At 68.8% G+C, this 10,865-nt stretch carries 10 protein-coding genes and 1 pseudogene; 5 read left to right on the top strand and 6 right to left on the bottom strand.

Annotated features, from left to right (window positions below; all coding sequences use genetic code 11):
* Positions 1-183: 183 nt before the first annotated feature.
* Positions 184-1,722, bottom strand: a complete 1,539-nt coding sequence (locus RT97_RS26135) for a PLP-dependent aminotransferase family protein (RefSeq protein WP_042581774.1) — start codon at positions 1,720-1,722, stop codon at positions 184-186.
* A 145-nt stretch (positions 1,723-1,867) separates the two neighbouring features.
* Between RT97_RS26135 and RT97_RS26130 the strand changes: the two genes are divergently transcribed.
* The 3 genes from RT97_RS26130 to RT97_RS26120 all read left to right on the top strand — a co-directional run bounded on the left by RT97_RS26130 (position 1,868) and on the right by RT97_RS26120 (position 4,328).
* Positions 1,868-2,278, top strand: coding sequence for a nuclear transport factor 2 family protein (locus tag RT97_RS26130; RefSeq protein ID WP_042581773.1), 411 nt, complete (start codon positions 1,868-1,870; stop codon positions 2,276-2,278).
* 131 nt (positions 2,279-2,409) lie between these two features.
* Entirely contained in the window at positions 2,410-3,822 is a 1,413-nt protein-coding gene (locus tag RT97_RS26125; RefSeq protein ID WP_042581775.1) for an NAD(P)/FAD-dependent oxidoreductase, read from the top strand.
* 41 nt (positions 3,823-3,863) lie between these two features.
* Positions 3,864-4,328 carry a GNAT family N-acetyltransferase gene (locus tag RT97_RS26120; RefSeq protein ID WP_042581772.1) on the top strand — a complete coding sequence of 155 codons (465 nt, stop codon included), beginning with the start codon at positions 3,864-3,866 and terminating at the stop codon, positions 4,326-4,328.
* 119 nt (positions 4,329-4,447) lie between these two features.
* Here RT97_RS26120 and RT97_RS26115 read toward each other — a convergent pair whose 3' ends face one another.
* The 4 genes from RT97_RS26115 to paoA all read right to left on the bottom strand — a co-directional run bounded on the left by RT97_RS26115 (position 4,448) and on the right by paoA (position 8,741).
* Positions 4,448-4,846: a nuclear transport factor 2 family protein gene (locus RT97_RS26115; RefSeq protein ID WP_042581771.1), complete on the bottom strand. Its 399-nt coding sequence runs from the start codon at positions 4,844-4,846 to the stop codon at positions 4,448-4,450.
* 77 nt (positions 4,847-4,923) lie between these two features.
* The gene (paoC, locus tag RT97_RS26110; protein WP_042581770.1) at positions 4,924-7,122 is read right to left on the bottom strand and encodes an aldehyde oxidoreductase molybdenum-binding subunit PaoC; all 2,199 of its coding nucleotides are present in this window, start codon (positions 7,120-7,122) and stop codon (positions 4,924-4,926) included.
* Positions 7,123-7,125: 3 nt separating this feature from the next.
* A complete protein-coding gene (locus RT97_RS26105; protein WP_042581769.1) occupies positions 7,126-8,085 on the bottom strand; it encodes an FAD binding domain-containing protein in 960 nt (319 codons plus the stop codon).
* Entirely contained in the window at positions 8,082-8,741 is a 660-nt protein-coding gene (gene paoA, locus RT97_RS26100) for an aldehyde dehydrogenase iron-sulfur subunit PaoA (RefSeq protein WP_042581768.1), read from the bottom strand. The genes RT97_RS26105 and paoA overlap by 4 nt, the downstream gene beginning before the upstream one ends.
* A 199-nt stretch (positions 8,742-8,940) precedes the next feature.
* Here paoA and RT97_RS26095 point away from each other — a divergent pair, with 199 nt between their 5' ends.
* Positions 8,941-9,912, top strand: coding sequence for a LysR family transcriptional regulator (locus RT97_RS26095; protein WP_042581767.1), 972 nt, complete (start codon positions 8,941-8,943; stop codon positions 9,910-9,912).
* 31 nt (positions 9,913-9,943) lie between these two features.
* On the opposite strand, the gene RT97_RS26090 is transcribed toward RT97_RS26095, so the two are convergent.
* On the bottom strand, positions 9,944-10,282 hold the full coding sequence (locus RT97_RS26090) for a hypothetical protein (RefSeq protein ID WP_042581766.1): 339 nt from the start codon (positions 10,280-10,282) through the stop codon (positions 9,944-9,946).
* A 91-nt stretch (positions 10,283-10,373) separates the two neighbouring features.
* On the opposite strand from RT97_RS26090, the pseudogene RT97_RS26085 reads away from it, so the two are divergent.
* Positions 10,374-10,865: pseudogene (locus RT97_RS26085) on the top strand (helix-turn-helix domain-containing protein); the annotation flags it as partial.

Here is a 10,865-nt window from a genome sequence, read left to right as displayed (position 1 = left end):
AGCTGTTTGAGCGAAGCGAGTTCTGCGAGACCCCGCGAAACGCGAGCACCGCAGGTTGCCCGCAGCGCAGCGAAGGGTCGCAGACAGCGGGGTCGCCTTTCTTTTGCCTACTTTTCTTTGGCGAAAGCAAAGAAAAGTAGGTCGGCCGCCGGGCCGAGACCCGGCCTCGGAAAACAAACCAGTTCAGTGCGAACGAAGCCCAGCAGCCCTCTTCTCACCCCGCGCCAAAGCCAACTCCTCGACAGCAAGCCCAAGAGCCCGAATCCCAGCCGGAATCTGCGACGCAGCAATGGACGACAACCGCAGCCGAAAGAACGGACACGGATACGGCGGCCGTGCAAAGAACACATCCCCCGCCTCGATCAAAACCCCATGATTCCGCGCCATCAAAGAAAGCTCAGTGGCATCCACCCAGGTAGGCGCCTGCACCCAAATCGAAGCCCCTCCCGAAGGCAGCCGAAACTCGAAATCCGGCAAATGATCCCGCAGCGCTTGCGCCGCAATAGCCAACCGCTCCTGCATCGCGTGATTCACCCGCCGCGCATGCGACTCGTGATGCCCCAGCGAAAGAAACAGCGCATAGGCGTGCTGCAAGAAAGCACTCGGATGCCGCACCATCGCATGCCGAATCAGCCGAAGCTCCTTGATCAACGCCCGAGGCGCAACGATGAACCCCAGCCGCAACGCAGGCGACAGGCTCTTCGACACAGACCCCACGTAGATCACTCGCCCCGTCTTGTCCAGACTCTTGAGCGCAGGCATTGGCGCCCCCTCGTACAGGTTCTCCGCCTCGTAGTCGTCCTCGATGATCACGAAGTCCTGCAGCTCCGCCTTGCGCAGCAGCCACTGCCGTCGCTCCAGGCTCAACGTGGCGGTCGTCGGACTCTGGTGCGAGGGCGTGACGAAGAGGTAGTCGGCGGCGGGCAGCGCATCGACCACGAGCCCGTCTTCATCGACATCGACCTCCACCCACTTGGGCTGCCGCAGCGAGAAGCTGTTGCGCGCATGCGGATGGCCGGGCTCCTCGAGCCCCACGCGGGTCTGCTCGTCGAAGAGCGCCTCGGCCAGAAGGTAATACGCGTGCTGCGCGCCCATGGTGACGAGGATCTCTTCCTTCAGCGCGAACACGCCGCGCTTGGGCAGCAAGCGCGTGCGGATCTGCTCGATGAGGTCGGGCACGTCGTCGGTTTCGAAGTCGGGCGTCCAGTGCGGCAGTTGCGAGCGCGCGAGGCTTCGGGCGCAGCACTCGCGGAAGTCTTCGGTCGGAAAGAGCTGCGGGTCGTAGTTGCCGTAGACAAAGGGGTACGGGTAGTCGCGCCACCGGTCGGGCTTGGAGAGCGTGGGTTTGTCGACCAGCGAGCGCAGCACGCGACCCGACCAGTCGGGCGGCTGGCTCGCCTGGCCGCTGCGGCCGACCAGCGGCTCGGCATGCACCGCGGAGAGCGGGCGCGCGTTGTGCGCCACGAACACGCCGCTGCGCGGGCGCGCTTCCAGGAAGCCTTCGTCGATGAGCTGCAGGTACGCCGAGGTGACGGTGTTGCGGCTCAAGCCGAGCAGGGCCGCCAGTTCGCGCGACGAGGGCAGCGGCGCACCGGGCGCGAGATGCTCTTCGAGGATCGCCTGCACCACCGCGGTTCGCAAGCGGGCCTGCAGCGGCAATGCGGGCTGGTCGGGCAGCGCGAAAAGCTGCGCCCACTGGGTGGATCGCGGATTCGGGGGCATGGTGCGCCGCAGTTTAGGGCAGGCATCGTGGGCCGGGGCGCTCTGGCGGCGTTCTGGCTCGGTCGAATTCCCTCATCTGGACCTATCGCGCCGGCACCCCGCTGCCTAGGCTTGAGCCAATCCATTTCCGCCCCGGAGCTCCCGCGTGACCGTCCAGCCTTCTTCCTCTTCTCCAGTGACCACCGACACCCTCGCCGCCTTCAGCGACGCCTGGAACCGCCACGACATCGACGCGCTGATGGGCTTCATGACGCCGGACTGCATCTTCCAGACCGCTGCCGGGCCCGACGCCTGCGGTACCCGCCATGTGGGCACGGAGGCGGTGCGCAAGGCGTTCGCGGGCGCCTGGCAGGCGGTGCCCGATGCGCAGTGGGTCAACGGCCGGCACTTCGTGCACGGCGACTTCGGCACCTCGCAATGGACCTTCACCGGCACCGCCGCCGACGGCAGCCGCATCGAGACCGACGGCATCGACGTCTTCACCTTCAGGGACGGAAAGATCCACCTGAAGAACGTGTTCCGCAAGGCCAGGCCGAACCTGCCTGCGGCGAAGTAGCGCAAGCAAGAGCAAGCACGAAGGCCGGCCGCCACCGCCTTCCTCACTGGAGCCCTCTCATGACCATCGCAGCAGGGACCGCCCGATTCACCTGTGCCGCCAGCGCCGCGACCATCGACGGCGCCGCTCCCATGCAACCGCCCCAAGACCCGTTCCGCCCCTACGACCCGCAATACGACCCGCTGCTCGCACCCGACCCCGGCGCGGGCCGCGCCTACGCACCCACCTGGTGGGTGGCCAGCGCCGGCACGCCGCCCGAGGACGACGGTCCCCTGGTGACCGACATCGACGTGGACGTGGCCATCATCGGCTCGGGCGCCACGGGCATGGCGACCGCCCTTTACCTCGCGCAGGAGCACGGCATCCAGGCCACGGTGCTGGAGGCCAACCAGGCCGCATGGGGTTGCTCCAGCCGCAGCGGCGGTCAGGGCCAGAACGCGAGCGGGCGCTTGAAGCGCTCGCAGTGGATCGAGCGCTGGGGCCTGGACACCGCGAAGAAGCTCGACGCCGAGATCCGCGGCGGCTTCGAGAACTTCCGCCACCTCACGACGCAGATCGATTGCGATGCCTTCGACGGCGGTCACCTCTACCTGGCGCACCGGCCCGAGAAGCTCGCCGGCCTCGAAGCCGAGGCGCGCCTCATGCGCGAGACCTTCGGCTACGCGACCCGCATGATGGGCACCGAGGAGCTGCGGCGCGACTACTGCGACGAGCGCGAGGCCAAGGGCGCGATGTTCGAGGCCGAGGGCGTGGGCATCCATCCGCTGAAGTTCACCTTCGGGCTGATGCGCCGGGCGCGCGCCCTGGGCGTGACGGTGCATACCTCCAGCCCGGTGCAGGGCTGGCACACCATCGACGGAGTGCATCACCTGCGCACGCCGGCCGGCACGGTGCGCGCGCGCCGCGTGGCGGTATGCACCGGCGGCTACACGGGACAAGCGTTGAGCCCGATGCTCAAGAACCGGATCATGCCGATCCTCTCGAACTCGGTGGTGACGCGTCCGCTCTCCGATGCGGAACTGGCCGCGACCAATTTCAGGTCGCACACCTTCCTGACGGACACGCGCACGCTGCGCTTCTACTACCGGCTCCTCAAAGGCAACCGGCTGCAGATCGGCAGCCGCAGCGCGGTGAGCGGCGCGGACGCCGAAGACCCGGTGCACCTGAAGCTGCTGACCGATGCGATCGCGCGCAAGTTTCCGCCGCTCACCGACATCCGCATCGACTACTCGTGGTGGGGCTGGGTGGACATGAGCCACGACATGATGCCGCGCATCACGCAGCCCGATGCGGGCAAGAAGATCTGGTACGCGGTGGGCTACGGCGGCAACGGCGTGTCGTTCTCGACCTGGGCCGGCAAGCGGCTGGCCGAGCGCCTGGCCGGCAAGGACGCGGGCAAGGAGGTGTTCGAGCTGCCAATCTACCGCTCGCCGCTGCCCTTCCCGAACGTGATGGGGCTGGTGGAATCGCGCGCGTTCGCGCCGTTCCGGCGCATCGGGCAGCGCGCGCTCTACAAGTGGTACTGGCTGCGCGACGAAAAATAGCGGTCGGAAGCGGCGGGCCGAGTCGTGTTGCAATCCGCAGCATGACGACCTCTTCCCTCCTCATCCGCCCCCCGGTGCCCGAAGACTACGAAGGCTGGAAGCCGCTCTGGGACGGCTACAACGCCTTCTACGGACGCGAGGGCCCGACCGCGTTGCCCGACGAGATCACGCAGGTCACGTGGCAGCGCTTCTTCGACGCCTACGAGCCGGTGCATGCGCTCGTGGCGGAGCGCGACGGGCAGCTCGTGGGGCTCACGCACTACCTCTTTCACCGCAGCATGACGCGCATCGAGCCGACCTGCTACCTGTCGGACCTGTTCACGCTGCCGTCGGAGCGCGGCCAGGGTGTGGGAAGGCAATTGATCGAGGGCGTGTACGCGCATGTGAAGCGCGTGGGCGGCCACCGCGTGTACTGGCAGACGCACACGACCAACACGGCCGGGCGCACGCTCTACGACAAGGTAGCCACGCACGACGGGTTCATCGTGTACGGCACGCTGGTCTGATACGGAGCGCGTTCGAAAAGACAAACCGTTCACGCCGAGCACGTCGAAGCGCCACGCAAGGCTTCGACAGGCTCAGCCCGAACGGTTCTGTATCGAACGCAATGCCTTATGCGCGCCGGTCAAGACAAGGACGATGCGGCCTGCAGCATCGCGCCCATCTTCTCGTGGATCAGGTTGACGGCTTTCAAGGGCCGCAGCATCACCTTGAACTCGATGATCTTGCCCGCGTCGTTCCACTTGATCATGTCCACGCCGTTGACGGAGATGCCGTCGATCTCGACCTCGAATTCGAGCACCGCATCGCGGTCGCCCTCGAGCTCGCGAACATAGCGGAAGGTCTCGTTGAAGAAGACGTGGAAGGCCGCGCCCAGGTACTTCGCGGTGATGGCCTTGCCCAGCTGCGGCTTGTGGACCACGGGCGAGAGAAAGACGGCGTTGTCGTCAAGCAGGGCATCGAGCCCTTTCACGTCGCGCTCTTTGACGAGCCGGTGCCAGGTGGCGAGGGTGTCGATCGACATCAAGGGTCTCCTCATGCAGTGATGCACGGGAGTCTAGTCGCAGGCCTCGTCCCCGCACCTGGCCTCATCCGGCCCATTCAGATCGCCTCCGAAGGCATGCGCCCCAGCAGCTTGTCGAGCGTGACCGGGTAGTCGCGCACCCGCACGCCGGTCGCGTTGTAGATGGCGTTTGCCACCGCCGCACCGACGCCGCAGATGCCCAGCTCGCCCACGCCCTTGGCCTTCATCGGCGAGGACATGGGGTCGGTCTCGTCCAGGAAGATCACCTCCTGGTGCGGGATGTCGGCATGCACCGGCACCTCGTAGCCGGCCAGGTCGTGGTTGACGAAGAAGCCCTGGCGCTTGTCGACCGCGAGCTCTTCCATCAGCGCCGCGCCCACGCCCATCGTCATGCCGCCGATGACCTGGCTGCGCGCCGACTTGGGGTTGAGAATGCGCCCCGCCGCGCACACGGCGAGCATGCGGCGCACGCGCACTTCGGCGGTGTAGGCATCCACGGCCACTTCGACGAAATGCGCGCCGAAGGTGGACTGCTGGTATTGCTTGGTGAGGTCGCCGAACTCCATCGTGTCCTCGACCACGAGGCCGCCCTCGCCCGCCACCGAGGCAAGCGACACGTTGCGCCCACCGGCGCGAACCATGCCATCGGCGAAGCTCGCTGTGGACGCATCGAGCCCCGCGCGTTGCGCGACGGCCTCGCGCAGCTTCACGCAGGCCGCGTAAACGCCCGCGGTCGCGCTGTTCGCGCCCCACTGCCCGCCCGAGCCCGCGGACACCGGGAACGACGAGTCGCCCAGGCGCACCACGACCTTCTCGATCGGCACGCCCATCATCTCGGCCGCGGTCTGCGCAATGATGGTGTAGCTGCCCGTGCCGATGTCGGTCATGTCGGTTTCGACCGTGACGATCCCGCGCCCGTCGAGCCGCACGCGAGCGCCCGACTTCATGACCTGGTTGTTGCGGAACGCAGCCGCCAGGCCGGTGCCGATCCACCACCGGCCCTCGCGCCGCTGCGCCGGCTTCGCGTTGCGCTGTGCCCATTCGAAACGCTGCGCGCCGGTGCGCAGGCACTCGATGAGGCGGCGCTGCGAGAAGCGGCGGTTCGGGTTCGCGGGGTCCACCTGCGTGTCGTTGAGCACGCGAAACTCCACCGGGTCCATGCCGAGCTTCTCGGCCAGTTCGTCGATGGCGATCTCCAGCGCCATGAGGCCCGGCGCCTCGCCCGGCGCGCGCATCGCATTGCCTTCCGGGAGGTCGAGCGATGCGAGCCTGGTGCCCGTCAGGCGGTGCTCGCCGGCATAGAGCAGTTGGGTCTGCTGCACCGCGTTCTCGGGCTTGCCGCCGACGAGGTTGCCCGACCAGCTCTCGTGCCCGATGGCGGTGATCTTTCCCTGCCGCGTGGCGCCGATGCGGATGCGCTGGATGGTCGCCGGCCGGTGCGTGGTGTTGTTGGCCACCAGCGGCCGCTGCAGCGCCACCTTCACCGGGCGACGCGCGATGCGGGCGCCGACGGCCGCCAGCAGCGTGTCGGCGCGCAGGAACAGCTTGGCGCCGAAGCCGCCGCCGATGAACGGCGAGACCAGGCGCACGTTGTCCTTCGGAATGCCCAGCGTGCTCGCGAGGTCGGTGCGGGTCCAGTCGATCATCTGGTTGGAGGTCCACACCACGACCTTGTCGCCGCGCCATGCGGCGGTGGAGGCCATCGGCTCCATCATCGCGTGCGAGTGGTCGGGCGTGGTGTAGGTCTCGTCCAGCTTCACCTCGGCCTTGCCGAAGGCGTCCGAGAAATCGCCGACGGTCTTGTTGCTGTCGGTGGTGCGCTTGTCGGTCGATGCCTTCGCGCCGGCCAGGTCGAAATCGCCTTCGGTGCGGGCGTATTCCACGCGCAGCAACTGCGCGGCGGCGCGGGCCTGCTCGAAGGTCTCGGCCACCACCAGCGCGACGGCCTGGTGGTAGTGCTCGACCGTGGGGCCGGCCAGGAGGCGCGCGGTGTTGAAGTTGCCCTTGCCCAGCTTGCCCGCGTTCTCGGCGGTGACGATGGCGATCACACCGGGCGCGGCCCTGGCACGGGCCTGGTCGATGGCGACGATGCGGCCCTTGGCGATGGCCGCGCCAAGGATGTAGCCGTAGGCCGCATCGGGCGCAACGTCATGGCGCTCGTAGGCATAGGGCGCGGTGCCCGTGGTCTTGAGCGCGCCGTCGATGCGGTCCAGCGGCTGGCCGACGACCTTGAGCTGGTCGATCGGGTTGGTGGTGGCGGGTGTGTCGAATTTCATCGCTCAGCTCCTGGCTTCCTTGGCATCTGCCAGCACCGCATCGAGGGTGCGTTCGACCAGCGTCACCTTGAAGGCGTTCTGCTCGGTCGGTCGGGCGCCGGCCAGCAGCACGGCGGTGGTGGCGGCTGCGCCGCGGGGCAATTCGCGCTCGGCCGCTTCGACGCGCCAAGGCCTGTGCGCCACGCCGCCGAGCGCGACGCGGCCCGAGCCGTCGCGCTGCACGATCGCGGCGACCGAGACCAGCGCGAACGCATACGACGCGCGGTCGCGCACCTTGTGATAGACGTGCTTGCCGCCGACGGGCGCCGGCAGCGTGACCGCCGTGATGAGCTCGCCGGGCTCGAGTGCAGTCTCGACCTGCGGCGTGGCGCCGGGCAGCCTGTGGAAGTCGGCAATCGGGATCGTGCGGCGCGAGCCATCGGTGCGCACCGTCTCCACGCCCGCATCGAGCACGCGCATCGCCACGGCCATGTCGCTCGGTTGCGTGGCGATGCATGCCTCGCTCGCCCCGATCACCGCGTGCTGGCGGCTGAACCCGCCGATGGCCGAGCAGCCGCTGTCGGGCTGGCGCTTGTTGCACGGCTGGTTGGTGTCGTAGAAGTACGGGCAGCGCGTGCGCTGCAGCAGGTTCCCCGCGGTGGTCGCCTTGTTGCGCAGCTGGGCGGATGCGCCCGCGAGCAGCGCACGCGAGAGCACGCCGTAGTCGCGCCGCACGCGCTCGTTCGCGGCGAGGTCGGTGTTGCGCACCAGCGCGCCGATGCGAAGGCCGCCGTTCTGCGTGCTCTCGACCTTGTCGAAGCCCAGGCCATTGACGTCGATCAGGTGGCCGGGCGTCTCGATCTCCAGCTTCATGAGGTCGAGCAGGTTGGTGCCGCCCGCGATGAAGCGTGCGCCCGGTGTGCGTGCCGCGGCCGAGACGGCCTGCGCGGGCGAAGTGGCGCGCTCGTAGGTGAAGGCTCTCATGCTTTTGCTCCCGCGACGCCCGCCACCTCGGAGATGGCGTCGACGATGTTGCTGTAGGCCCCGCATCGACAGATGTTGCCGCTCATGCGCTCGCGGAACTCGACGGTCGAAAGCTGTGGCCTGGCCGTGAGATCGGCGCTCACATGGCTCGGGACGCCCTGCGCGATTTCGCCCAGCATGCCCACGGCCGAGCAGACCTGCCCCGGCGTGCAGTAGCCGCACTGGTAGCCATCGTGCTTGACGAACGCGGTCTGCATCGGATGCATGCGGCCCGGTGCGCCCAGGCCTTCGATGGTGGTGACCTTCGCGCCCTCGTGCATCACCGCGAGCGTGAGGCAGGCGTTGATGCGCCGGCCGTCGAGCATCACGGTGCAGGCGCCGCACTGGCCGTGGTCGCAGCCCTTCTTGGTGCCTGTGAGGTGCAGGTGCTCGCGCAGCGCATCGAGCAAGGTGGTGCGCGTGTCGAGCGACAGGCGCTGCGTCTTGCCGTTGACGACGAGCGTCACGCGGGCAAGCGCCGCGCCGCCGGGCGCCGGGGCCGGAGCGGCCACGGCCGGGGCGGCGGCCAGTGCCGTCGGCACCGAAGCGGCCGCGGCACCGGTCTTGAGCAGGCCGCGTCGGGAGATGGTGAATTTGTCGGGCGTCGTCGTGGTCATGTCGCTTTCGCTCCTTTTTTCATCGGGGGATGCGCGCGCCGCCAAGGGGGCGGGTCCGCGCGCAGGGGAAGAACGGCCGACGCCCACGGCGCGGCCCGTGAACTCACTTTAGGTTTCCGTCCGGCATGCGAATAGCCCCTCCAACCTTGAAGGACTGGCAAGTTGCTCTTGATAATGAGTGCGCCGAAAGGAGCAGCCCATGCCCATCAACGAACTGCGTTCCATCGCCACATTCGCCAAGACCGCCGAGCTCGGCAGCCTTCGCCAGGCGGCTGCCGCGCAGGGCATCACGCCGCAGGCGGCGAGCCAGGCGCTGGCCCAGCTGGAGCAGCACCTGGGCGTGCGGCTCTTTCACCGCACGACGCGCAGCCTGTCGCTCACCGACGAGGGCCGGCAGTTTCTCGAAGCCGCACAGCCCGCGCTCCTGGGCCTGCAGCGCGCGCTGCACATGGCGCGACAGGCCAAGGACGAGATCGCGGGGCCGCTGCGCATCGTGGGGCCTCGCTCGACCTTCGCGCCCGTGCTGTGGCCGCTGCTCGACGAGTTCTGCCGCGAGCACCCCGGCGTGCAGCCCGACGTGCAGCTGGACGACCGCATCGGCAACTGGGTGGAAGACCGCGTGGACGTGGGTTTTCGTGTGGGGCAATCGACGGCCGAGGGCGTGATCGCGCGGCGGCTCTTTCCGTCGCAGCTCATCATCTGCGCGGCACCTTCGTACCTCGCGCAGCATGGCGCGCCGGACAGCCTGAACGCACTCGCCGCGCACCGCTGCAGCGCCTTTCGCCACCCGGGCACCGGACGGGTGCTGCCCTGGTACGTGAAAGTGGAAGGCGCGCGCGTCGAGCATCACGTCGTGCCCGCGCTGTGCATCAACGACGAGGCGCTGGAGACCGAGGCCGTGCTGGCCGGCCATGTGCTCGGGCTGATGACAGGCGTGATCTCGGCGACGCACATCCGCGAGGGCCGCCTGGTGCCGCTGCTGACGCGACATGTGGACGACCACTCGAGCACTTTCGTGTACTACGGCAGCCGCGCCGCGCAGCCCGCGCGGGCGAAGGCGTTCATCGACCTCGCGGTGCGGCGGCTGGTCGGCAACACGGCCTATGTGCTCACCGCCAGGGAACTGCAGGCCGCCGAGGCCAAGGGGCGGAAGGCGTACGCGAGACAGTAAGGTCATCGCCACGTTCTTCGCGCCTGTCGCATCAGTACTTGATGGTGACGCCGGCCTTCACGCCGTTGTTCGCCTTGCCGTCGGAGGTCACGCCGCCGCTGAACGAGGTGTTTCCGCCCGTGCTCGCGCCGAGTGAATAGACGGGGCGCGGCATCGAGGTGTCGGTGCCGATGTAGGTGCCGCTGCCGTCGGGCCGCTCCACGCCGACCGTCGCGCCCTTGGTGTAGGCCGAGGTTTCGGTCGGGTTGACGTTGGGGGCGACATAGACGGTGCCCTTCTCGCCGCTGTCGACGGGGATCTTCACGGGTTCGGCGACGGCCACTGCGCAGAACGCGGCCGCGCTCACGCACACAAGAATCGATTTACTCATGGCGCCATGCTCGGGGCCGTGCCATGGGGCGCGTGTAGGACAGGAGGAAGCCTCCGAGCCGGACCCGTGGGCCGGTGTAGCCTCGGCGCCCATGGATTCCCTGATCGCCGCCTCCGCCCGCGCCCTCGCCGCCGGGGATGCGCTCGGCGCCCTCAAGCGGGTCGCGCTGCGCGACGATCCGCCCGCGCTGGCGCTGCGCGGCATCGCCATGGCGCAGCTGGGCGAACACCCGCGCGCCCGCGAACTGCTGCGCCGCGCCGCGCGGGCTTTCGGCGCGCATGAAGAGCTCGCGCGTGCGCGGTGCGTAGTCGCCGAGGCCGAGGTGGCGATGGCCATGCGCGACCTCGGCGGCACGCCACGTGCGCTCGCGGCGGCGGCTGCCACGCTCGAAGCGCACGACGATCTTGCCAACGCGCGGCAGGCGCGGCTCATCGCGGCGCGCCGGCTGCTGCTGCTCGGCCGCCTGGCCGAAGCCGCCGCCGCGCTGGCGCTGCTCGACGGCCAGGCGCTCTCGCCCCCGCTCGCGGCCGTGGCCGAGCTCACCGCGGCCGAGCTCGCGATGCGCTCGCTGCGCGTCGGCCCC

Origin of the sequence: Variovorax paradoxus, assembly GCF_000834655.1 — a bacterium.
GTDB lineage: Bacteria > Pseudomonadota > Gammaproteobacteria > Burkholderiales > Burkholderiaceae_C > Variovorax > Variovorax paradoxus_F.
Note: the sequence above shows the minus strand (reverse complement) of the source record. Positions and strands in the feature narration are given on the sequence as shown.